Source organism: Streptosporangium sp. G12, from assembly GCF_052983175.1.
The window spans coordinates 249,355-271,635 of the sequence record NZ_JBRIQO010000009.1 but is presented as its reverse complement, the minus strand read 5'-3'; the positions used below and the strand labels follow the sequence as shown (position 1 = coordinate 271,635).

Annotated in this window: 19 protein-coding genes; 13 read left to right on the top strand and 6 right to left on the bottom strand. The window is 70.3% G+C overall.

Going from position 1 to position 22,281, the window contains the following annotated elements:
- The first annotated feature begins 76 nt into the window (after window positions 1–76).
- The 3 genes from purE (at window position 77) to ACVCAG_RS16270 (ending at window position 1,442) form a co-directional block, all read left to right on the top strand.
- Window positions 77–580, top strand: coding sequence for a 5-(carboxyamino)imidazole ribonucleotide mutase (gene purE, locus ACVCAG_RS16280; protein WP_440084173.1), 504 nt, complete (start codon window positions 77–79; stop codon window positions 578–580).
- Between the two features lie 96 nt (window positions 581–676).
- Window positions 677–802: a hypothetical protein gene (locus ACVCAG_RS16275; protein ID WP_447189982.1), complete on the top strand. Its 126-nt coding sequence runs from the start codon at window positions 677–679 to the stop codon at window positions 800–802.
- A 403-nt stretch (window positions 803–1,205) separates the two neighbouring features.
- The gene (locus ACVCAG_RS16270) at window positions 1,206–1,442 is read left to right on the top strand and encodes a DUF397 domain-containing protein (protein ID WP_447189981.1); all 237 of its coding nucleotides are present in this window, start codon (window positions 1,206–1,208) and stop codon (window positions 1,440–1,442) included.
- Window positions 1,443–2,108: 666 nt separating this feature from the next.
- Here ACVCAG_RS16270 and ACVCAG_RS16265 read toward each other — a convergent pair.
- Entirely contained in the window at window positions 2,109–3,410 is a 1,302-nt protein-coding gene (locus ACVCAG_RS16265) for a nucleotide sugar dehydrogenase (protein ID WP_440084214.1), read from the bottom strand.
- Between the two features lie 163 nt (window positions 3,411–3,573).
- Here ACVCAG_RS16265 and ACVCAG_RS16260 point away from each other — a divergent pair, with 163 nt between their 5' ends.
- Window positions 3,574–4,737: an acyl-CoA dehydrogenase family protein gene (locus ACVCAG_RS16260; protein ID WP_440084171.1), complete on the top strand. Its 1,164-nt coding sequence runs from the start codon at window positions 3,574–3,576 to the stop codon at window positions 4,735–4,737.
- Here the strand turns inward: ACVCAG_RS16260 and ACVCAG_RS16255 are convergent.
- Window positions 4,680–4,970, bottom strand: a complete 291-nt coding sequence (locus ACVCAG_RS16255; RefSeq protein ID WP_440084170.1) for a hypothetical protein — start codon at window positions 4,968–4,970, stop codon at window positions 4,680–4,682. The genes ACVCAG_RS16260 and ACVCAG_RS16255 overlap by 58 nt on opposite strands.
- 163 nt (window positions 4,971–5,133) lie before the next feature.
- Here ACVCAG_RS16255 and ACVCAG_RS16250 point away from each other — a divergent pair, with 163 nt between their 5' ends.
- Window positions 5,134–5,655 carry an ATP-binding protein gene (locus ACVCAG_RS16250; protein ID WP_447189980.1) on the top strand — a complete coding sequence of 174 codons (522 nt, stop codon included), beginning with the start codon at window positions 5,134–5,136 and terminating at the stop codon, window positions 5,653–5,655.
- Between the two features lie 406 nt (window positions 5,656–6,061).
- On the opposite strand, the gene ACVCAG_RS16245 is transcribed toward ACVCAG_RS16250, so the two are convergent.
- Window positions 6,062–7,540: a multicopper oxidase family protein gene (locus ACVCAG_RS16245; protein ID WP_440084168.1), complete on the bottom strand. Its 1,479-nt coding sequence runs from the start codon at window positions 7,538–7,540 to the stop codon at window positions 6,062–6,064.
- A 1-nt stretch (window position 7,541) separates the two neighbouring features.
- Window positions 7,542–8,021: a hypothetical protein gene (locus tag ACVCAG_RS16240; RefSeq protein WP_440084167.1), complete on the bottom strand. Its 480-nt coding sequence runs from the start codon at window positions 8,019–8,021 to the stop codon at window positions 7,542–7,544.
- A gap of 530 nt (window positions 8,022–8,551) precedes the next feature.
- Here ACVCAG_RS16240 and ACVCAG_RS16235 point away from each other — a divergent pair.
- From ACVCAG_RS16235 to ACVCAG_RS16215, 5 genes are all read left to right on the top strand, one after another.
- Window positions 8,552–8,896, top strand: coding sequence for a hypothetical protein (locus tag ACVCAG_RS16235; protein WP_440084166.1), 345 nt, complete (start codon window positions 8,552–8,554; stop codon window positions 8,894–8,896).
- Between the two features lie 145 nt (window positions 8,897–9,041).
- A complete protein-coding gene (locus ACVCAG_RS16230; RefSeq protein WP_440084165.1) occupies window positions 9,042–9,521 on the top strand; it encodes a TIGR00725 family protein in 480 nt (159 codons plus the stop codon).
- Between the two features lie 369 nt (window positions 9,522–9,890).
- Window positions 9,891–10,454 (top strand): hypothetical protein, encoded by a 564-nt coding sequence (locus ACVCAG_RS16225; RefSeq protein WP_440084164.1) that lies wholly within the window; start codon window positions 9,891–9,893, stop codon window positions 10,452–10,454.
- Window positions 10,455–10,646: 192 nt separating this feature from the next.
- Entirely contained in the window at window positions 10,647–11,060 is a 414-nt protein-coding gene (locus ACVCAG_RS16220) for a YchJ family protein (RefSeq protein WP_440084163.1), read from the top strand.
- 330 nt (window positions 11,061–11,390) lie between these two features.
- A complete protein-coding gene (locus tag ACVCAG_RS16215; RefSeq protein WP_440084162.1) occupies window positions 11,391–12,617 on the top strand; it encodes a nucleotide disphospho-sugar-binding domain-containing protein in 1,227 nt (408 codons plus the stop codon).
- Window positions 12,618–12,835: 218 nt separating this feature from the next.
- On the opposite strand, the gene ACVCAG_RS16210 is transcribed toward ACVCAG_RS16215, so the two are convergent.
- Window positions 12,836–15,835: a discoidin domain-containing protein gene (locus ACVCAG_RS16210; protein ID WP_440084161.1), complete on the bottom strand. Its 3,000-nt coding sequence runs from the start codon at window positions 15,833–15,835 to the stop codon at window positions 12,836–12,838.
- 366 nt (window positions 15,836–16,201) lie between these two features.
- Between ACVCAG_RS16210 and ACVCAG_RS16205 the strand changes: the two genes are divergently transcribed.
- From ACVCAG_RS16205 to ACVCAG_RS16195, 3 genes are all read left to right on the top strand, one after another.
- Complete coding sequence (locus tag ACVCAG_RS16205) at window positions 16,202–17,551, top strand: DUF1996 domain-containing protein (protein WP_440084160.1); 1,350 nt, start codon at window positions 16,202–16,204, stop codon at window positions 17,549–17,551.
- A gap of 232 nt (window positions 17,552–17,783) precedes the next feature.
- Window positions 17,784–20,291: a glycoside hydrolase family 3 C-terminal domain-containing protein gene (locus ACVCAG_RS16200; protein WP_440084159.1), complete on the top strand. Its 2,508-nt coding sequence runs from the start codon at window positions 17,784–17,786 to the stop codon at window positions 20,289–20,291.
- A gap of 7 nt (window positions 20,292–20,298) precedes the next feature.
- Window positions 20,299–21,348, top strand: a complete 1,050-nt coding sequence (locus tag ACVCAG_RS16195; protein WP_440084158.1) for a substrate-binding domain-containing protein — start codon at window positions 20,299–20,301, stop codon at window positions 21,346–21,348.
- Window positions 21,349–21,597: 249 nt separating this feature from the next.
- Here the strand turns inward: ACVCAG_RS16195 and ACVCAG_RS16190 are convergent, their stop codons facing one another.
- Window positions 21,598–21,993, bottom strand: coding sequence for an anti-sigma factor antagonist (locus tag ACVCAG_RS16190; RefSeq protein WP_440084157.1), 396 nt, complete (start codon window positions 21,991–21,993; stop codon window positions 21,598–21,600).
- Between the last annotated feature and the right edge of the window lie 288 nt (window positions 21,994–22,281).

Here is a 22,281-nt window from a genome sequence, read left to right as displayed (position 1 = left end):
GAATCCCCGCACCGGCGTGGACCACGGCACCACCGCGAACGCGCGCGGCCCCGGGGCCGCGAGGCAAGGAGAAGTGATGACCACCGTCGGCATCGTCATGGGCAGCGACTCCGACTGGCCGGTGATGAAACTCGCCGCCGAGGCGCTGGCCGAGTTCGGGGTGGCGTTCGAGGCCGACGTGGTCTCCGCGCACCGCATGCCCGAGGAGATGATCGCGTACGGCGCGGAGGCGGCAGGGCGTGGACTGAAGGTGATCATCGCGGGTGCCGGGGGAGCCGCTCACCTGCCGGGCATGCTCGCGTCGGTGACCCCGCTGCCGGTGATCGGTGTCCCCGTCCCGCTGAAGTATCTCGACGGCCTCGACTCTCTCCTGTCGATCGTCCAGATGCCAGCGGGGGTCCCTGTCGCGACCGTCGCCGTCGGGGGCGCCCGCAACGCGGGCCTGCTGGCCGTGCGGATCCTCGCCGCCGCCGACGAGGGGCTGCGGGGGAAGATGGAGGCGTTCCAGCTCGCTCTCAAGGAGCAGGCCCACGCCAAGGGCGCGAGACTTCGGGCCGAGGCCGCCCAGCTCGGCGCCTGATATCACCACTTTTGACCGATGGCTTGACGGCATCGCGGATAGATGAGGGCGCGAGGGGAAGGGGAAAATCTTCGAATATCTTGGAGGTTGAGAATCATGAGGAACGCTATCCGCGCCGTCCTCGGACTCACGATGGCGGTGCTGGCGGTGTGGGGAAGTCTGGGCGCGGGTGAGGGCGGCAGGCCCGTCGACTCCGCGGTGAGTTCCGTGTCGGCGCGCTAGCCCCTGGGACCTTTGACCTCGGCGCCGGCCCCCGCGCCTCCGGCCTCGTACGCCCGGACGAGTTCCGTGGCCGCCTCCGGCGTCGTGAGGCTCGGTCGCCGCTGACGCCGCGCGGTCTGCCGGACGGGTCGCCGTGCCGGGCACGCGCCCTGCGCTTTTGTCGTTGCGGACGTCGCGGGCGGTCCGGATACTGTCTTCGTGGAGCCGCCGCCGTCCATGGAGCCGGTGCCGTTCGTGAAGCCCCGGTGCCATCCGTGGGGCCCGATGCCGTTCGCGGAGCCGTCGCCGGAGGACATCTCACGGGTCACCCCCGGGCCGTGCGAGGGCATGCCGGCGTCACGGCGCGATCCGCTCGAAGACTCCGCCCACCGGGCGACCGCCGACACAGCGAAGGTGAGACGACGTGGAAGCAGACCTCAGCAAGGCCGTCTGGCGCAGGGCGGCTCCGGAGGGGGACGACGGCGGCAACTGCGTCGAGGTGGCCGTGGTCGACGCTCCCGCGGAGGGTCACAAGGCCGGTTCGGGCTCTCTTTACGTATTGCGCGATTCCAGGAATCCCGACGGGCCGAAGCTGTTCTTCACCCGCTCGGAGTGGGACGCCTTCGTCGGGGGCGTGAAGCTCGGCGAGTTCGACAACTGACCGGGCGGGACCGGGACGGGCAGAAGGCCTCCCTAGGGTACGGGGGCCTTCTCACCGGGCGTCTCCGGGGACTTTCCCCGATGGCCGCGATCGGGTCGCGTACCGGGCCGACCTGGCGAAAGACGCGGCGCCCACGGGGTTCACCCTCCCGGCCGCCGGTTTCTCGCCAGGGTAAAGGTCCTTTTGTCGAACGCACAGGAAGAAGTGGTTTCGCGAGGTGACTCGCATTCGTCACAACGGGATCGGTCTTACCGTAATAACCCTCAAAAACGTTCTATAGCTAACTTAGAAGCGATTAGGCCTTTTTGTGGCGGTATGTCCCATATCGTAGTAATTGTCATATCCGCGAGATTACTGCGAAAGGGGGCGTCCTCATGGGTATCACGATGTTCCCGGGAGGGGGCTGGCCCGCCCACGATCCGTACTGGCGCCATCGCCGTCGCCGTCGTCGCCGCTGGCGTCGCTGGTATCGCTGGGACCACTGGTGAGGTCCGGTGAGGTCTGGAGTCGGTGACGTGAGAAGGTCACGGTGACCGATGTGTCCCTGAGAAGTCGACGCTTACCCGACGGGTTCCCGGTATCGACCGGGAACCCGTTGTCATGTCCGGGGGCGCGCGAAAGGCGCGGTGCGCGAACGAACGGCTCGGTGCGCGAGGGCGGGCCGGCTCAGGGGCGGCCCAGGGCGCGGTAGTGCCAGCCGGAGGCCCGCCAGGTCTCGGCGTCGAGGGCGTTGCGACCATCGACGATCTTGCGGGAGGCCACCACGGAACCCAGCTCCTCGGGATCCATGGCGATGAACTCCTGCCACTCGGTCAGCAGCAGCACGACGTGGGCGTCCTTGGCCGCGTCCAGGGCGGAGGCACCGTAGGAGAGCCCGGGATGGGCCTTGCGGGCGTTCTCCTGGGCGACGGGGTCGTAGACGGTGACCCTGCCACCCTGTTCGCTGATCTTGACGGCGACGTCCAGGGCGGGCGAGTCGCGGATGTCGTCGGAGTTGGGCTTGAACGCGGCGCCGAGCACCGCGACCGTGCAGCCCCGGAAGGAGCCCCCGGCCAGCTCGCGGGCCAGGTCGACCATGCGGGCACGGCGGCGCATGTTGATCGCGTCGACCTCCCGCAGGAAGGTCAGCGCCTGGTCGGCGCCGAGCTCGCCGGCCCTGGCCATGAAGGCCCGGATGTCCTTGGGCAGGCAGCCGCCGCCGAAGCCGAGGCCGGGGTTCAGGAACTTGCCGCCGATGCGGTCGTCGAAGGACAGCGCCAGGGACAGCTGCTTGACGTCGGCGTGCGCGGCCTCGCAGACCTCGGCCATCGCGTTGATGAAGGAGATCTTCGTGGCGAGGAAGGCGTTGGCGGCCACCTTGACCAGCTCGGCCGTGGGGTAGTCGGTGATGACCATCGGGGTGCCCATCTCCAGCATGGAGGCGTACACCTCCCGCATGATCTTCTCGGCCCTGTCGGAGGCGACACCGAGCACGATCCGGTCGGGGTGCAGGGTGTCCTTCACCGCGAAGCCCTCCCGGAGGAACTCCGGGTTCCAGGCCAGCTCGGCGCCCACGCCGATGGGTGCCAGCCGGGCCAGCTTGTCGGCGAGGCGCTGCGCGGTGCCGACCGGGACGGTCGACTTGCCGACGATCAGGCACTCGCGGTCCAGGTGGGGGGCGAGCGACTCGATCGCGGCGTCCAGGTAGGACACGTCGGCCGCGTACTCTCCCGGCTTCTGGGGGGTGCCCAGGCACAGGAAGTGCACGTCACCGAAGGCCGCGGCCTCCTCGTACGAGGTGGTGAAGCGCAACCGGCCGTTGGCCAGGTTGCGCCGCAGGATCTCCTGCAGACCCGGCTCGTAGATGGGCAGATCGCCGGCCCGCAGGCGGTCGATCTTCTCCGCGTCCACGTCGAGGCTGAGGACTTCGAAGCCCAGCTCGGCCATGCATGCGGACGTCGTCGCACCGAGGTATCCGGTTCCCACCATTGTCAGGCGGTAGGCCACTGGTGCTCCTTTCGGTTCTGCCCAATTCTTTGCCGACAGGGTACCGGCATCTGGCGCTTCCACTTTGCCACCTGCACAAACGCCGGAGTACATATCACATGGGGTGGAGCGCTCCAGGTTTTGTTGGACGTCCTAGTATTTGCCCATGAGCTACCCTCTCTACGCACTGCCCGAGGAGCACGAGATGCTCCGCGAGACGGTCCGGGCCCTCGCCGACGAGAAAATCGCCCCTCGCGCCGCCGAGGCCGACGAGACGGCGGAGTTCCCGGCGGACAGCTACAAGGCGCTCGTCGCGGCGGATCTGCACGCCGTGCACATCCCCGAGGAGTACGGCGGTGCCGGAGCCGACGCCCTCGCGACGGTGATCGTCATCGAGGAGGTGGCGCGGGCCTGCGCCTCGTCCTCGCTGATTCCCGCCGTCAACAAGCTCGGCACCGTCCCGCTGCTGCTCTCGGCCTCCGAGGAGCTCAAGCAGCGCTATCTCACGCCGGTCGCGCGGGGCGACGCGATGTTCTCGTACGCGCTCTCGGAGGCCGAGGCGGGCAGCGACGCCGCCGCCATGAAGACCCGCGCGGTCCTCGACGGCGATCACTACGTGCTCGACGGCGCCAAGATGTGGATCACCAACGCCGGGGTGTCGGAGTACTACACGGTGATGGCCGTCACCGAGCCGGGCGCCGGGGCGAGGGGCATCTCCGCGTTCGTCGTGGAGAAGGGCGACGAGGGCGTCAGCTTCGGGGCCAAGGAGCGCAAGCTCGGCATCAAGGGCTCCCCGACCCGCCAGGTCATCCTGGAGAACGTGCGGATCCCCGCGTCCCGGATGATCGGCGAGCCCGGCACCGGTTTCAAGACCGCCCTGGCCACCCTGGACCACACCCGCATCACCATCGCCGCCCAGGCGCTCGGCATCGCCCAGGGCGCGCTGGACTACGCGATCGGCTACGTCAAGGAGCGCAAGCAGTTCGGCAAGGCCGTCGCCGAGTTCCAGGGTGTCCAGTTCATGGTCGCCGACATGGCCATGAAGCTGGAGGCCGCCCGCCAGCTCACCTACGCCGCCGCGGCCAGGTCCGAGCTGGCCATGCACGGCGAGCCGCAGAAGGACCTCACCTTCCTCTCCAGCGCCGCCAAGTGCGCCGCCTCCGACGCCGCCATGGAGATCACCACCGACGCCGTCCAGCTCCTGGGCGGGTACGGCTACACCAGCGACTACCCGGTCGAGCGCATGATGCGCGACGCGAAGATCACTCAGATCTACGAGGGGACGAACCAGATCCAGCGCATGGTGATGGCCCGCCAGCTCCTGAAGTAGGCGCCTGAACAGCAAGAACCCGGTCCGGAGAAAGCTCCCGGACCGTCGAACGCCTCGTGTGCGTTGTCGCGGCCCCGGGCGGCCGGATTCGTCCGCCCGGACTCGACGTCGTAGAAATGGGCGACGATCGGGGCGCCGTTCGGCAACGCGTCCCGGCAGCCGCGCAGCTGCCGGGGCAGGGACAGGGTGGGATCTTGCTGATCGTCGGTGGAGGTACGCCCGAGCCAGGCCACCGCCGGCGGGATCCCGCAGGAAGTGCGCCAGCGCGCGGTGCGGATGGTCTTTGAGGTTCGCTAGTGCTGTGACCGAAAACGTTCACCGGAGGTGGCCCATGCCATCCGCCACGGCACCAGGACCTGTTTCTCGGCTCCCTTCCCGCCACTAGCATCGAGTCCCGTGATCGTATGGCTCAACGGCACCCACGGCGCGGGCAAGACGACGACCGGTGCGCTCGTGCAGCAACTGATCCCGGATTCACGGGTGTTCGACGCCGAGAAGGTCGGCGAGACACTCATGGACATCACGCCGGGGCTGCCCGCGACGGACAACTTCCAGCACTGGCCGCCGTGGCGGCCACTCGTGGTCGAGACCGCCCGCCGCGTACTCGACTACACCGGCGGCACTCTGGTGATGCCCATGACCGTCCTGGTAGAGCAGTACTGGCGCGAGATCAGCACGGGCCTCGCCCAGCATGCCATTCCGGTACGGCACTTCGTCCTCCACGCCGACCAGGACACCCTCCGCGGGCGCATCGAGGGGGACGCTCTTCTTGGCCCCTCCCCCTTCCGTCTCAAATACCTTGAGCCCTACGCCGAGGCGGCCCGCACGTGGCTTCACGGCGAGGCCGAAGTCGTCGACACCACGCACCTCACGCCCGCCCAGGTCGCCTTACAGATCGCAGAGGCCGTCAAAAGTTGAGGCCCGCCCCCATGTGAAAACCGTGCACCCCGATGAACGTTTCCGGTCACAGCACCAGCAGCTAGCCGAGATGGAAAAGGCCCCAGGCCCTATCGCCAGGAGAAGCCACCGGGCCAGCCCCTGACGCTACTCGATCTTGATCTGGTCGTTGAGGAGGTCCGGCCTGAAGGTTGTTTTCCTGCTGTGATCACCACGGGCTGTCACGCCGGGTGGGCGGGATTCCGCGGGCCGCGGGTCGCCTCTCCAGGTCGTCGCAGCGGTTGATGCCGGTCAGGCCGACCCGGGCAGGGCGTGTAGCCGCGTCAGGGCGCTGGTGATCTGCTTGTCCAGGGCCATTGGTCGGGGCCGGCCGGGACCCGCCACGGCGGTCATCGCCGTGGCGGGCACCGTTGAAGGCCATGACAGCTCACTCCGGCACGTTCCCCGCCGGGCCGCCCACGGTGAACGGGGTGGTGACGCCCTCGTACATCAGGTGGGCGGTGAGTCCTTCGGAGGCGTGCGGCAGGTTGTGGCAGTGGTCCATCCACAGGCCCGGGTTGTCGGCGACGAAGGCGATCTCGTACGTCTCGCCCGAGCCGACCTCCAGGGAGTCCACCCACCAGGGGCTTCCGGTGGCGGGCACGCCGTCGCGGCTGAGCACCACCGCGTGATGGCCGTGCAGGTGCATGGGATGGGCCTCGCCGCTGTGGTTGGAGACACGCATCCGCACCACGTCGCCCTCCCTCACGTGGAACATCGGCACGTCGGGGTAGAGCCCGCCGTTGATGGTCCACCACAGTCCGGGGACGCCGTCCAGGAAGCCGGGGCGGCGTCCGATGTCGTAGTTGAAGCGCCGGTTCGGCGCGGCGGGGTCGAAGGCGAGCCGCGCCGGGGTGCCGTAGGTGAGCGGGTCCAGCGTCGCCGCCGGGCGGGGAAGCGGAGGCAGGTCGTACGACTTCGAGCCGAGCACGACGCCGGCCGGCCCGCCGAGGTGGACCCGCACCGGCGAGCCGTCCGCCGGCATGGTCACCTCCAGGTCGGTCCGCCCGCCGGCGGCCACCGCCACGGCGGTGTCCCGCACCGGCGCGGGCCCGTTGAGCTCCGTGCCGTCCACGGCGGCGAGCCGGAAGGGGGCGCCGCTCACCCAGGCCTGCATGACGCCGTACTCGGTGTTGATCACCCGCACCCGGGCCCGCGCGCCGGGCGGCGCCTCGACGCGGACGTCACCCTCGTACCCGTTGATCGTGCGCACCCCGCGATACAGGTGGGACAGCGCCACGACGTCGACCCTCTTGCCCGCACCGGAGGCCGGCGTGACCACGAGCGCCCCCAGCAGGCCGCCGCGCACCTGCTCGTGCGACATCTGGTGGGAGTGGTACCAGAAGGTGCCCGCCTGGTCGGCGACGAACCGGTAGGTGAACTGCTCGCCGACGCCGACCGCGTCCTGGGTGACCCCGGCCACGCCGTCGGCGGCGTTGGGCACGTCCACGCCGTGCCAGTGCAGGGTGATGCCGCCTGGCACCGACTCGTTGACCAGCCGGACCTCGACCAGTTGCCCCTCGACCGCGCTGACGGTCGGGCCGGGGGAGGCGCCATTGAGGGTGTACCCGTCGAAGTCACGGCCGGACGGCAGGCGGAACCGCTGCTTGCGGGCGACCATGGTCACGGCGACGTCCGCCGGATGCTTGGCGTCGGCGGCCAGCTGGGTGACGTCACGCGCGGTCCCGCTATGGGCGGCGTGCCCGCCGTGGGCCGAGGAGCCGCCCGGCCCGCCGCCGTAGTCGGCGTACCCCATGTCCGTGAGCGAGTACGCGTCCGGCATCAGGCTGTCCTGCCAGAGCCAGAGCAGCGGCCCGAGCACGGCCACGGTGGCGGCACTCGCGAAGGCCAGACGACTCCTGCGCATGTCAGCTGTGGGCCGCGGGCTGTGCTTCCCGCGTGGCCGGTACCTGTGCGGCCGCCTTGAGCCGCGCCGCGTGCAGCGCCGCGGCGAACAGGAGCAGCGCGTTGATCCCGTGGACGGCGCCCATGAGCGGGATGTTGCCGCCCATGATGCCGAAGGTGACCTGGAGCACGACGAGCAGGAGCACCAGCCCGGCCGCCTTCACCGCGCCGGGGACCTTCGCCCAGAAGGAGCAGATCAGCAGGATCAGCGCGAGGGCCGGGATGGCGAACATCCCGTTGAGCCCGTGCACGACCAAACCGAAGACCTCGATGAAGGGCACCTCACCGCTCTCCGCGAGCGTCTTGTCGAGCACCCCGCCCTGCCCGATGAATACGCTGAGCCCGGCCTCGAACCACACCGCCGCCGCCGCCTGCACGGCCACTTCGACGGCGATCAGATAGGCCAGAACCTTGTAGACGTGTTTCACACGTTCCCTTTCCATACCGCTGATATGGGTGCGCTTTTCGCCTCACCGGGGGAGTAGTCCCGATCTTTCCCGGGCATGCAAAATGCATCGATCGCGCTGAAAGTTCGATTTCCGTGCGAAACGCCGCTAATCCCCCTATAGGGGAGCTTAGCAATATGTCGTACCAGAACTCCCGGCAGCCGCAGCCGCGGCTGCGGCTTGGGCGGCGTGCAACTGCCGTACTTTTTTGGTAAGGCGCTGGTCAGAGGGGTCAAGGTCAGCTGATTGGCCCGTCAGCAGCGCGGGTGCATATAAGCGTTCTACGCAAAATTCCACACAACACTGGAGTGTGATCCGTTTCATAAATCCTTTACTTCCGCCCGGTACGCCTGCCTTGGACGTCGGCCAGGTCGCCCCTTTTGGCCAGGCTGGCCAGGGTGCGCGGGGCGTGCTCACCCCTGCATCGGCCGCGAGGATCTGCTCTATGCTCTCGATCCGCATTGTGAAGATCTGCGGACCCAGGGGCGCCGCGTGTCCTCTCCCCTGCCTCCCAGGAGCACTTCCTCGTGCATTCGCTGCCCGACGCCCTCACCAGCACGTTCCAAGACGCGCTGGTGTGCTCCTGCATCGGGCTCACCAAGGACGAGCGGGCCCGTCTCCTGCATGCCGGCGCGAACGGCACCCTGGGCATCACCGCCGGCCTGACGTACCCGGACAAGGCAGAGCGCGCCCGCCGCGACCCGCGCGTCGCCCTGCCCTACACCGGTGAGGCGGCGGCCGTGCTCGTCCAAGGCCGCGCCGCGGTTCGCGACGCCGATCTGCAGGCCAACACCGACCGCTTCGTCCGTCATACGCTCGCCAAGACCTCTTCCGGGTTCTCCAGGCGCCGTGGTTCCTGCTCAAGCAGCTGACCTGGTACTTTGCCCGCATCTACATCGTGATCAGCCCTTAGGGGTTCGTCGCAGCCATGTGCACCTGTTCGAGATCGCAGCCAAGCGTTGCGGGCATCTCGGGGATTCCCGGTCGGTGGTCGCCGCCCACGGGCAGGATCCCCTCGTGACGATTCAGGTGTCGGTGTGCGGCCCGCGCGACTGCACGGGTGAGGACGCGTCCAACGCCCGCGAGGTCGGCCGGTTGCTGGCGGAGCGCGGTGCGGTGGTGATCTGTGGTGGCTACAGCGGAGTCATGGCCGCCGTGGCGGCCGGTGCCCGGTCGGCGGGCGGGACGGTGGTCGGCATCCTGTCCCGGGCGGACATGGAGGAGGCCAATCCGGATCTCTCCATCGTGCTCCCGACAGGTCTCGGGGAGGCGCGGAACACCGTCATCGTCAACTCGGGTGATGCCGTGATCGTCGTGGGCGGGTCGTGGGGCACCCTCTCCGAGCTGGCGTTCGCGATGCGGCACGGCCGTGTCCCCGTGGTCCAGCTCGGCGGCTGGCGGATCCTCGACCACGAGGGACATCCGGTCTCCGGCGTCAGGCACGTCTCGTCTCCGGAGGAGGCGCTGGCGGCTACCGGGCTCTGGCCTGACCACTGACCTCTCCGGATCGGGATCTGGACAACGGGAGGTGGGGCAAGGGCCGTCGACCGCCGGGGGCGGGGTGACCGGGTCATGATCTTGGGTTTTTCCCTGTTCGGCCGCTGTTCCGTCAAGAGGCGAACTCCTGAATGGGGCCGGATGCGGTCCGGAATTTCTTGACGGCGCGACAGGAGTAAGACGGAAAGGGGAAACGGTCCCTCGGCTGGCAGGTGGGCGACGGGTCCAGGACTCATGCAAATCTGACCGCCGACATCCCGCCTCGCGTTACGAGAAAGCCACGATGCCAAATCTCCCGGGTCACGGAGACGGCCTTTTCTGTTTCCGGTGCATCCAAGTGGATGAGTGATGCCGCAAAAGGGAGGCCTCATGCGTGGAAAAGCACCATCAGTGGCGACCGGAGTGATCGGGCTGACATTACTCGCCCTGGTTTCCGGTTGTGTCACGCCGTCGGCCCCGTCCTCCGCCACTGCCACGGCAGCGACCACACCCGTCGCGGCCGGCACGGCGCCGCCGGTCGTGTTGAGAGGCGGGCGGGCGAGCTTCGAACCTCCCGCCGGGTGGACCTGGAAACGCTGCCGGCACCAACCCGCCGATTGTGTCGATTTGAACCATTCCAGCCTGGCCGAATACAACGCACCGATCATGGTCGGCATCAGCACTCCGATAGAAGGCATGCCGACCGACCTCTACCTCAGGCGGAAACCCCCTGGCCTTCCCGAGGAGATGCGCATGTCATGGCGGCAGACGAAGATCGATGGTCTGCCTGCGCTCAGATTCGAAGACCTCGGCGGTACCGACGGCAGCATCTCGCTCTACGGCTACACGCGCGGCGGCGACAGGGTCAGTCTGAACTGCTTCCTGCACGAGCATGACGTGAGAATCCGGCAGGCCTGCGACCATGTGGCCGCCACCCTCAAAATCAACGATTGACCACGGATGTTCGCGGGTCCCGCCAGGTGTGTCGTGGGGCATGTCTCGCGAGTCGCCGGGCCGAAGGCGAGTACGGCGATCGGCGCTCCCACCTGTGTCAGGTGAGTCCCGAGAACGGGCCCGATCAGGTCACCGGGCCGGGCCTGAGGCGCCGCGAACGGGCCCGGTGGAGTGCGCGGGCATACTGGGGACGTGCCACGACGTGATCCACGGTCCCGAGCCCGTTCCGCGCCCGACACCTCATGCCCGTGCGGGCTGCCCGCGAAGTACGGGGACTGCTGCGGGCGGCTGCACCGCGGCGAGGTGTCCGCGACGACGGCCGAGGCGCTGATGCGGTCGCGGTTCAGCGCCTTCGGCGTCGGGGACGCCGGGTATCTTCTCCGCACCTGGCATCCGTCGACGCGTCCACCGGCTGTCGAGCTCGACGGCTCGGTCCGGTGGACCCGCCTGGAGGTGCTGGAGACGACCGGCGGCAGTTCCTTCCACACCGAGGGCACCGTCCGCTTCCGCGCCCACTACGTCGAGCGCGGCGAGGCGGGTCACATGGAGGAGCACAGCCGCTTCGCCAGGCACGCGGGCGACTGGGTGTACGTCGGAGCGCTCTAGGAACCGCGTCTCACAACGTCGGGGCGCTCTGAAAACCGCTTTGAAAGCGATGTTTCACCACGTCAAGGCCGTACTGGTCACGCCGGACCCTCGTGAGAGGAACCCCTGCGTCAGGCCCACGGAAACACCCGGTCTCCTCGCCACTTTCAACGTATAGCGGACAGGGGGGCTTGCGGCAAGACCCCGGTGACGGTCCAGAATTCGGGGCCGTGAGCCGAACCGGCACACGGCGGACGGGGATGGACGCGTGTGCGGCTCACGTCGACCATGCCCCGGCCGATCGTGGCCGCGGCTCTCGCGAGGAGCGAGAAGCGAAGAGGGGGAGTTTCGATGCGTGTTCTGCTGTCGACGATCGGGTCGCGCGGTGACGTCCAGCCTGTGGTGGCGCTGGCGGTGCGGTTGAGGGAGCTTGGCGAGGAGGTCCGGGTGTGCGCACCCCCCGACTTCCGCGACTGGATCGACGGTCTCGGGATCCCGTTCACCCCCCTCGGCCCCGAGTTGCGCTCGACAGGGAAGGCCGACCCGGCGGCGGCCCCGCCCTCGCCCGAGCAGCGGCGCCGGATGGTGGAGGCCTCGATCGCCGACCAGTTCGAGACGCTGTCGGCGGCGGCCGAAGGCTGCGACGCCATCCTGGCGGGCGGATACCTGGTGGTGGCCGCCCGCTCGGTGGCTGAACGGATGGGGATCCGCTACGTCTTCGCCGGCTACTGTCCGACAGCCCTGCCCTCCCCGCATCACGCGCCGCCGCCCCTGCCGATGCCGGGAGCCGTACCGGCGGACGGCACGGCCGACAACCGCGCGCTCTGGGAACAGGACGCACAACGCTGGAACGGCGTCTTCGGCGCCGCTCTCGACTCCCATCGGGCCTCTGTCGGCCTGGCCCCGGTCGACGACGTGCGAGGCCACATGTTCACCGACCGGCCCTGGCTGGCCGCCGACCCGACGCTGGGACCCTGGCCCGAGTCCGGGGACCCGGACGTGGTCCAGACGGGCGCCTGGATCCTGCCGGACGAGCGCCCGCTCTCCGCGGAGCTGGAGGCCTTCCTCGACGCCGGTGAGCCACCCGTCTATTTCGGCTTCGGCAGCATCCGCGCTCCGCAGGACCTCGTCAAAACGATGATCGAGGCGGCCCGCGCGCTCGGCCGCCGCGCGGTCGTGCTCCGAGGGTGGGCGGACCTGGCGCCGCTGGACGACGAACCCGACTGCCTGTCCATCGGGGAGGTGAACCAGCAGCTGCTCTTCCGGCGGGTCGCCGCCGTCGTGCACCACGGCGGCGCGGGCACCACGACCGCGGCCGCGCGAGCCGGGGCACCCCAGGTCGTCATCCCCCAGCAGTTCGACCAGCACTACTGGGCACGGCGAATCGACGACCTCGGAGCCGGGACCGCGCACGCGCCCGGCGCGCCGGCCACGGATTCACTGACCGAGGCTCTCGGTCACACCCTCCGGCCGGACGTGGCGGCCCGTGCCCGGTCCCTCTCCGGCGCGGTGCGCACCGACGGCGCGGACGTCGCCGCGCGGCTGCTGGTGGCAGCGGACGCGCACAGCTCATCCTGAAAAAGGTTCCGGGAGGTTCTCCGGGGTGGATGCCGACCCGGTAAAAGCCCGGAGACCCGGCCAGGAAGGGTGCTTCCCGGCCGGGTCCCCGTGCATCTCGGAAGGGCCGTGCCTCCGCGGGCAGGAGGCCCCCGCCTGCTGCCTGCGAAGGCGCCGCCGTGCTCGAAACACGCTTGGCTGACGCGCCGCCGTGTTCGAAGACGTACCGGGCACGGCGCCTAGCTGTAGACGCCGAACTCCCAGAGCGAGTAGCCGTACGCCGTGCCGCGCTGGGTGAGGTTCACCCGGACGTACCTGGCCGACGCGTTGAGGTCGACGGAGTCGAACCCGCCGTCGCCGGTCGTGGTCGAGTGGACGGTGGTCCAGGTCGAGCCGTTGGTGGAGGTCTGGATCTGGTACGCCCTGCCGTACGCGCCCTCCCAGCCGAGCTGGACATGCCTGATCGCGGTGGTCGCGCCGAGGTCCACCTGGATCCACTGCGGGTCGGCCCACTCGCTGGCCCACCGGGAGGTGAAGCTGCCGTCGGTGGCCCGGTTCGCGGTGAACGGGCCGCCGTCGCCGGTCGCCTGGTAGGAGGAGGCGGTGGTCGGCTTGCCGAGGGCCACGTTGGTCCCGGCGACCGTCGGCGGGACGACGCGGAACGACCGCTGCTCGATGCCCGCGTTGCCGTGCCCGTCGAAGGCGTACACGTACACCTTCCACACGCCCATCTGCTCCGGCGCGGTCACGGTGAACCTGCCGGGGCCGGTCTGGACGAACCTGACGTTGTCGAAGCCGCGGTTGCCGTTGATGTGCTTGTTGCTGAACATCAGGTTGTAGCGGATCAGGTCGCTGTTCGGGTCGGTCGCGGCGACCTCGACGGTGAAGGTCTTCCCGGCCTGGACTGCGGTCTGCGAGCCGACCGTCATCGAGGTGATCTCCGGGGGAGTGTTCGCCGAGGGCTGCCCGGTGTAGGCCGCCTTGAGCGCGTGGTAGCCGTGCCTGCGCCAGCCGCCGGTGGTGGTGTTGAGCCACACCCCGCCGAAGTCGTTCTCCAGGCCGTAGTGGAACTCGGTCGCGCCGAGCGCGACGCCGGGGTGGCCCTTGATCGCGTTCCAGCTGGCGGTGTACTGGTCCCGCTTCTGCAGGTCGGTCGGCTCGTCGGGGACGCCGTTGACGTCGTCGGGCACCTCCCACTCGCCGTCGGGCCCGGCCTCGGTGACGATGTACGGCTTGGTGTACCCGCCGCTGATCCAGTCCGGCTTGACGGTGTGGATGGCGCCGTAGGAGTTGACCGCGAGCAGGTCGAGGGCGGGGGAGTGGGCCTTGTAGTAGGTCCAGGCGTGGGTGTAGGCGTCGGTGGAGGTGACCGGGTGGTCGGGGTCGGCGGCGTGGATCGCCTGCGCCACCTCGTTGACGAACTTCGCGTACGCCACCCGCCGCTGCTCGACCACGTCGGCCGGCAGGCCGTGGTCCTGCATGGTGAGGATGACCTCGTTGCCGACGTCCCACATGAGCACGCCCTGGCGGCCCTTGAGGGCGTTCACCCTGGCGACGATCTCGTTCTTCACGCTGTTCTTGTACGCGGTGTCGTTGACGTAGTCGGCGCCCTGGTTGAGCCAGTGCCCGACGATGACCTTGATGCCCTGCTGGGCGGCCCTGTCGAGCAGCGCGGGGGTGTGGGTGTCGTCGACGCCCCAGGTGCGGATCGTGTTGACGCCCATGTTCTTGAGGTCGCGCATGTAGCCGTCGGCCGCGGCCTGCGGCGGGCCGTAGGTCAGGCCCTTGACCACGTACGGGGCGCCGTTCACCTGGAGCTGCCAGTTGCCCTGCGAACCGGTCACCCTGACCGTGCTCGGCCCGGCGGGGGTCGCCGGGTCGGTCATCGCGGCGGGGACGGTGCCGGCCTGCCTGGCGACCGAGATCCGGTCCACGCTGAGCACGCCGCCGGAGGTGGTGGCGGCGGTCGGCGTCGTGGTTCCCGCGAGCGCGTTGGGCAGCGAGCCGCCGATGGCGAGGTCGAGGCGGAGGTAGAAGCCGTGGTGCAGGGCCGCCCGCCACGCGGTGACGCCGACCTGGCTCTGGCGCACGACCCAGGTCTGCCTGCCGTCGAGGTAGAAGCGGATCTCCTCGTCGGTCTTGGTGCGGTCGATGACCTGCGCGTACTCGTGGTAGCCGGTCTGGCAGCCGTCGCAGGTGGCGAAACCGCTGGTGCGGCCGTTGTACTCGTTGCACACGCCCTCGGGCGCGGTGCCGCAGTGCAGGGTGTTGGCCAGCTGGCCGCGGCCGTTGACGCCGGTCATGATGTCGGTCTCGCCGACGGACGGCCAGTTGGTGTAGTTGCCCCGGTAGGCGGCGCCCGTCGCGCGGAAGCCGGGCCAGTAACCCAGGGCGTTCGCGACGTCGGGCTGCTTGAGCCGGGCGCTGAACCTGAGCAGCTCGCCCGGCTGCGGCGCGAAGTCGGTGCGCTGGGTCTCGATCCGGCCGGAGGTCCAGTTGCCCGCGCCGTCCTTGATCGCCTTGATGTTCAGGTTGCCGGTGCCGTCGAGGGAGACGTTGGCCGTCGAGGCGCTCATGGTCTCGACCTCGCCGGTGCCCCAGTTCGCGGCGCCGCCGGGGTAGGAGGTGCCGGTGCGCAGGATCCAGTCGGTGGCCGAGGGGGAGGTGCCGGCCGCTCCGTTGAAGTCGTCCTTCCACACCTCGGTCCAGGTGCCGGGCTCCTCCGGCTCCTGGGGGTCGCCCGTGCTGCCGTAGACCTGGAACTCCCACAGCGAGTAGCCGTAGCCGGTGCCCCGGGCGGTGCCGTGCATCCGCACGTACCGGCCCGACCCGGTCACGTCCAGGGTCTGGGTGCCGCCGGTGCCGGTGGTGGTGGAGTAGACGTCGGTCCAGGAGGAGCCGTCGGCCGAGGCCTGGATCTTGAAGGCTTTGCCGTACGCGGCCTCCCAGGTCAGCACCACCCGGCTGATCGTGGCCGTCTCGCCGAGGTCGACCTGGAGCCACTGCGGGTCGCTGAACGCGCTGGCCCACCGGGTTCCCGCCGGGTTCCCGTCGACCGCCAGCGACGCGACGTAGCCGGCGCCCTCGGATGACGAGGCCGTCGCCGTCTTGCCCTGCGACAGCAGGCCGTCGGCCGCCGCCGCAGGGCCGGTGAATGCCGGCCCGGAAAGGACCAGTGCCGCCAGAGCGGCGATGACCAGGCCCAACCGGAAACGGCCCGAACTACGAGCTGGATACACGATCTCTCCTCGAAAGGGGGATGCCCGCCAGGGGACGGCGAGGGGGGAGAGCGCTCTCCGTAACCGAGGGTGCTCCCGTGGATCGAGCGGTGTCAAGGCCCTTCTTCTCGCGAGATCGAAACGCGCTGCTCACGCGCCCGAAACCTCGCCTCAACGGACATATCCCTTCAAAGCCCACCTTCTCGCACGTCCGTCGACGCGTCCGCGGCGAGAAGGCGGGCGCGTCCCCGTGTCGGCGACATGAACGGCGGGTTTCAGATTGGGTTGGCTGTCGCCTTGACAATTTGCAACAGGGAGGATCAACCTCGTAGGAGAGCGCTCTCCCTGTGCCGTTCCCAACGGCCACCCCCCACTGAAGGAGAGGCAATGCGCCCATCCCGAAGTCCAGTCAGGTTCCGCCTGGGACTGGTCGCCGCCACCCTCGCCGCGCTGGTCGCGGCCGGTCTGGCGATCATCTCCCCCGCCGGCGCGGCGGACGGCCTGATCTCCCAGAGCCGGCCCGCGACCGCCTCCTCCTCGGAAGGGGGCGGTTACGGCGCCGGAGCCGCCTTCGACGGCGACAACGGGACCCGGTGGTCCAGCGCCGCCGCCGACCCGCAGTGGCTCCAGGTCGATCTGGGCGCCACCGCGACGATCTCCCGGGTAGTCCTCAGCTGGGAGGGCGCGTACGGCAGGTCGTTCAAGATCCAGACCTCGACCGACGGCTCCTCCTGGACCGACGTCTACTCCACCACCACCGGCACCGGCGGCACCCAGACCCTCAACGTCTCGGGCTCGGGCCGGTACGTGCGGATGCACGGCACCGCCCGGGGCACCGGCTACGGCTACTCGCTGTGGGAGTTCAAGGTGTACGGCACCGGCGGCTCCCCGGTCACCCCGAGGCCGAAGCCGACGTTCACCGACGAGGTGACGCACCACGAGTTCCAGGCCAACTGCTCCCCGACGGCGAACCGGCCGGACGACCCGATCATCTACCCCGGCCTGCCCGGCGCCTCGCACATGCACACCTTCGTCGGCAACAGGACGACCAACGCGCACAGCACGTCGTCCTCGCTCCTCGGCGGCGGCACCTCGTGCACCAACCCGCACGACAGGTCGGCCTACTGGTTCCCGAGCTTCTACAAGGGCACCCAGTTGATCGAGCCGACCGGCAACCAGGTCATCTACTACAAGTCCGGCATCCTCAACTACTGGGAGGTGCAGCCCTTCCCGCAGGGCCTGCGCTTCGTCGTCGGCAGCCCGACCGCGACGCTGGCCGAGTTCCGCGACTCCCCGGGCGCCGTCGAGGGCTTCGAGTGCGGCGACATCTCCAAGAGCTGGGACATCCCGACGTCCTGCGTGGCGGGCAGCCAGGTGAACGTCCGCTACCAGGCACCGAGCTGCTGGGACGGCGTCAACCTCGACAGCGCCAACCACAAGAGCCACATGTCCTACCCGGCCGGCGGTTACTGCCCGCCCAGCCACCCGGTGGCGGTGCCGATGCTGGAGTTCAAGATCGCCTTCCCCGCCAGCGGTGACCTGTCGCAGGCGCGGCTGGCCAGCGGGCGCGGTTACACCTGGCACTACGACTTCTTCAACGCCTGGGACGACCCCGCCATCCTCGACGCCCTGGTGACCCACTGCATCAACGGTGGCCTCCAGTGCAACCCGCGCGGCTACGACCTGTACAAGCCGCACCGCGGCGCCGCCCTCACGGAGAACTTCGAGCTTCCCTGACCGCATGTGCCCGGCTCCGGCCCCGGGTGCCCCGGACTCCGGCACCCGCGGGCCGGGGCCGGGCACGTGCTTTTCCCGGCGAGGACCTTGCCTGCAGGGGCTCTCCCGGCAAGGGCTTTCTCGACAGGGCCTTTCCCGACGTGAGCCGCGGCGTGTCCGCTGCCGGACATTGACAGCGCGGGATCGCCGTGACGTACTGGAGAGCGCTCTCCGACAGCGAAGGGAAACACACGTGGGCATCGACGAGCTCGACCGGCTGGTGGAGAAGCTGGACCTGGAAGGCAAGGTGCGGCTGCTCACCGGGGCGACCGTGTGGTCCACCCAGGCGGAGCCGGGCATCGGGCTGCGGGCCATGGTCACCTCCGACGGCCCGGTCGGCGTGCGCGGGGAGGGATGGGACGAGCGGAGCACCTCCCTGACCCTGCCCTCCGCGACCGCACTGGCCGCCACCTGGGACGACGACCTGGTGGAACTGCTGGGCGGGCTGCTCGCCGACGAGGCTCGGCGCAAGGGCGTGGACGTCCTGCTCGCCCCGACGCTCAACCTGCACCGCTCGCCGCTCGGCGGGCGCCACTTCGAGTGCTACTCCGAGGACCCCCTGCTGACCGGCAGGATCGGCGCCGCCTGCGTCCGGGGCGTCCAGGCGGGCGGGGTGGCGGCCACCGCCAAGCACTACGTCGCCAACGACTCCGAGACCGAACGGCTCACCCTCGACGCCCGCGTCGACGAACAGGTCCTGCGCGAGCTGTACCTGGCGCCGTTCGAGGCCGCGGTGGAGGCGGGCGTCTGGGTCGTCATGTCCGCCTACAACGGGGTGAACGGGACCACGATGTCGGAGAGCCCTCTCCTGGCCGACCCGCTCAAGGGAGCGTGGGGGTTCGACGGGGTTGTCGTGTCGGACTGGGGCGGCGTCCGCTCCACCGGCCCCGCCGCCCGCGCCGCGCAGGACCTCGCGATGCCGGGGCCGGAGGGCACCTGGGGGGAGGCGCTGGTCGCCGCGGTGCGCGCGGGCGAGGTGCCGGAGGCCGCGATCGACGACAAGGTCCGGCGCCTGCTCCGGCTGGCCTCCCGGGTCGGCGCGCTGGACCTCGCCGCCGACGCCCCGCCCGCCCTCCCCGGCCCCGCCGAACGGCAGCACGCCGGCGAGCGGGGCGGGTACGGGACCGCCCGCACGCTGTTGCGCCGGGCCGTCGCCGCGAGCACCGTCCTCCTGCGCAACGAGGACTCGCTGCTCCCCCTGGACCCCGCGCGGCTGCGCAGGGTCGCCGTGCTCGGGCCGAACGCCGCCACCGCCCGGATCCAGGGAGGCGGCAGCGCGGGCGTGTACCCCGTGTCCGTCGTGTCCCCCCTCGACGGCATCCGCGAGGCGCTGGCCGGTACGGCGGAGGTGCTCCACCGCCCCGGCCCGCACCTCAACGACCGGCCGACCCCGCTGGGCACGGACAACGCCCGCGACCCCCTGACCGGCGAACCCGGCGTCCTGGTCCGGCTGCTGGACGGCACCGGAGCCGAGATCCACGCCGAGCACCGGCTGACCGGCCGCATCCTGGAACCCGCGCGGATCGACGCCGCCGCCACCGTCGAGATCCGCGCCCTGCTGAGGCCGGAGGTGGACGGCCTGTGGGAGCTGGCCGTCGCCGGATGGGGGCACGTCCGGCTGGAGGCGGACGGCCACGTCCTGGTCGACGAGGAGGTGGAGCGCGACACCGACGACCCCGCCACCGTGCACCTGTCCCCGCCGTACCGGCGCGCCCGGTTCCCCGTGACGGCGGGCCGGGACGTGGAACTCGTCTCCCGGCGGCGGCTCGACCCCGGCAGCGGGATCGCCTCGGTCCTGGCCGCGGACCCGCCCCGGCGCGCCGACGAGGTGGAGCTGGCCGCCGCGGTCGAGCTCGCCGGCACCTGCGACGCCGTCGTCGTCGTGGTCGGCTCCACGGAGGAGATCGAGAACGAGGGCGCCGACCGCACCCACCTGAACCTGCCCGGACGCCAGGACGAGCTGGTCCGGGCGGTGGCCGCGGCCAACCCGGCGACCGTCGTGGTCGTCAACTCCGGCGGCCCGATGGTCCTGCCGTGGCGCGAGGAGGTGCCGGCCGTGCTCCTGAGCTGGTTCCCCGGGCAGGAGGCGGGGCACGGCCTCGCCGACGTCCTGTTCGGCCGGGCCGAACCCGGGGGCCGGCTGCCCACGACCTGGGCCGACAGGGCGCTCGTCTCCACCGTCCCGCGGGACGGGACGCTCGCCTACACCGAGGGCCTCGACATCGGTTACCGCGCCTGGCTGCGGCGGTCCGAGCCGCCGGCGTACTGGTTCGGGCACGGCCTCGGATACACGTCCTGGTCCTACGAGGACCTCTCCGTGCCCTGGGACGTCTCCCCGGGGAGCCCGCTGCCCGTCCGGGTACGGCTGCGTAACACCGGCGAGCGCGCCGGTCGTGAGGTCGTCCAGGTCTACCTGTCCCGGCCGGAGACGGGCGTGACCCGTCCCGCGCGCTGGCTGGCCGGCTACGCCCTCGCCGACGCGGGGCCGGGCGAGGTCGTCGAGGTCACGGTGGACGTCCCGGCGCGGGCCTTCCGGCACTGGTCGGCCGAGCACCACGCCTGGCGGGCCGAGGAGGGCGCCTTCACGGTGCTCGCCGGACGCTCGGCCGCCGACCTGCCGCTGAGCGCCGCGGTGCTCCTCGGCACGGAGCCGCCGACCTCGGGGGAGCCCTCGGGAGAGCGCTCTCTCGCTGTGCTATAAAAGCCCTATGAGCGAAGGCCTGCCGCGAGTTTCGGCGCCGCCGACCTTGGAGGATGTGGCGCGGGCGGCGGGAGTCTCCCGTGCCACGGTCTCGCGCGTGATCAACGGGATCCGCAATGTCGATCTCGCGATCCAGGAGAAGGTCAAGCAGGCGATCGCCCTCACCGGCTACGTGCCCAACCAGGCCGCGCGCTCCCTGGTCACCCGGCGTACGGGGACGATCGCCCTGATCGTCTCCGGGGCGGGCAGCAGCGAGGAGAGCCCGTTCCCCGGCCACGTCTTCGCCGATCCGTTCTTCGGGCGGGTGGCCGGGGGTGTCGTCGGTTTCCTGCGCCCGCTGGGCATCTATCCGATCCTGATGTTCGCCGACACCCCGGAGACCCGCGACCAGGTCATCAGCTACCTGCGCCGGGGCAACGTCGACGGGGCCATCCTGGTCTCCATCAGCGCCGAGGACACGTTGCCCAAGCTGCTCGCCGACGCCTCGCTGCCCGCGGTGCTCTTCGCCAGACCGGCCAGGCCGATCCCGATCAGCTACGTCGACGTCGGGCACCGGGCCGGGGGCAAGCTGGCCGCCGACCATCTCGTCGCCCGGGGCTGTCGCAGGCTGGCGACCATCTCCGGCCCGCTCGACGTCCCGGCCAGCCAGGACCGCCTGGCGGGCTTCCAGGAGGCGATGGCCGTGCACGGCCATCCCTACATCCCCTGCGCCGAGGGCAACTTCACCCTCCACAGCGGCGAGGTGGCGATGGAACGGCTGCTCGCCGAGCATCCCGACATCGACGGCGTCTTCGCGGCCAACGACCTGATGGCCCAGGGAGCCCTGCTGGTGCTGCGCCAGCACGGGCGCGGCGTGCCCGGCGACGTGGCCATGGTGGGTTTCGACGACAGCAGCGCGGCGCTGGCCTGCCGCCCGCCGCTCACCACCGTCCGCCACCCCGTCGAGGACATGGCGGCCGAGATGGGACGGCTGCTGCTCACCCACATCGAGCATCCGGATCATCCGGTGACCTCGCGGATCTTCGAACCGACGCTGGTGATCAGGGAGTCCGCCTGATCCGGGCGGGCCGGCCGGTTCCGGGCCGGGAACCTCGCCGGCGCAGTGGCGCGGTCCTGAGGTCGCGGGGTTGAGGCGGCGGGCCGACCGGAGGGACGCGGTGACCGGCCGCCTGCGGGGCCGGGAGCGGGGGCGGGGCGGGGACGAGGACTGGAGCGTGCGGCTCCCGGCGCGTTCGGCCTCCGTGGGACCGGGCGGCGGGGCGGGAGCGGCCGGCGTGGCCGCTCCGCGGGGTGCGGGCCGGCTCTTCTAGCGGTCGGCGAGGGGGCTGGCCGCCTGGACGTGCGGGGCGACCTCCGAGCAGTCCGGTGGGGGGCCCATCGCCACCGTGCGGGAGATCACGGTGAAGGACGCGTCGAGGTTGGTCAGCTTCAGAAGCTTCAGGACGACCGGTGGGGCTCCGGCCAGGAGCAGAGGTGTGTCGTGCTCGCGTGCGTACCGTTTGACGGCGATCAGCGCGCTCAGGCCGCACGCGTCGATGAAGGTGACACCGGCCAGGTCGATGATGACCGTGCCGGGGCGGGCGTCGATGACGTCCTGGGTGAAGGCCGACAGGTCCGGCCTGGTGGCGAGGTCGAGCTCACCGGCCACCGTGATGACCACGAAGCCGTTCGCGTGCTCGCTCGTGAGTTGAAGTGCGTTCATCGCCCACTTCCCTGCAGGCTCACGTGAATGTACGTATCCGGCCAGGGGGTGTCGCTCGGACGCCTGGCCTCAGATCGTCGCCTCCCCGGTCGCGTCGTGCGGGCGCGGAGGGGGGTGGACCATCTGAAGCCACGATACTCCCTAACGGTGCGAATCATCGCTTTCCGTGATCGTATAGCTTCGAAGCGAAGTGTAGATGCCAACTTGCATATGTGCCAGCTATTCGAGGAAACAGCTTTGTGACCCCGCCCGCACGTGGGTGCGGAGGTGCGGGAAAGCCGGTTCCCG

Excerpts from the sequence above, each read along its gene's own strand:
- ACVCAG_RS16215 (WP_440084162.1), top strand. The coding sequence starts at position 11,391 with ATGCGTGTTCTGCTGTCGACGATCGGGTCGCGCGGTGACGTCCAGCCT.
- ACVCAG_RS16225 (WP_440084164.1), top strand. The coding sequence starts at position 9,891 with ATGCGTGGAAAAGCACCATCAGTGGCGACCGGAGTGATCGGGCTGACA.
- ACVCAG_RS16190 (WP_440084157.1), bottom strand. The coding sequence starts at position 21,993 with ATGAACGCACTTCAACTCACGAGCGAGCACGCGAACGGCTTCGTGGTC.
- ACVCAG_RS16265 (WP_440084214.1), bottom strand. The coding sequence starts at position 3,410 with ATGGTGGGAACCGGATACCTCGGTGCGACGACGTCCGCATGCATGGCC.
- ACVCAG_RS16240 (WP_440084167.1), bottom strand. The coding sequence starts at position 8,021 with ATGGAAAGGGAACGTGTGAAACACGTCTACAAGGTTCTGGCCTATCTG.
- ACVCAG_RS16205 (WP_440084160.1), top strand. The coding sequence starts at position 16,202 with ATGCGCCCATCCCGAAGTCCAGTCAGGTTCCGCCTGGGACTGGTCGCC.
- ACVCAG_RS16260 (WP_440084171.1), top strand. The coding sequence starts at position 3,574 with ATGAGCTACCCTCTCTACGCACTGCCCGAGGAGCACGAGATGCTCCGC.
- ACVCAG_RS16195 (WP_440084158.1), top strand. The coding sequence starts at position 20,299 with ATGAGCGAAGGCCTGCCGCGAGTTTCGGCGCCGCCGACCTTGGAGGAT.
- purE (WP_440084173.1), top strand. The coding sequence starts at position 77 with ATGACCACCGTCGGCATCGTCATGGGCAGCGACTCCGACTGGCCGGTG.
- ACVCAG_RS16275 (WP_447189982.1), top strand. The coding sequence starts at position 677 with ATGAGGAACGCTATCCGCGCCGTCCTCGGACTCACGATGGCGGTGCTG.
- ACVCAG_RS16245 (WP_440084168.1), bottom strand. The coding sequence starts at position 7,540 with ATGCGCAGGAGTCGTCTGGCCTTCGCGAGTGCCGCCACCGTGGCCGTG.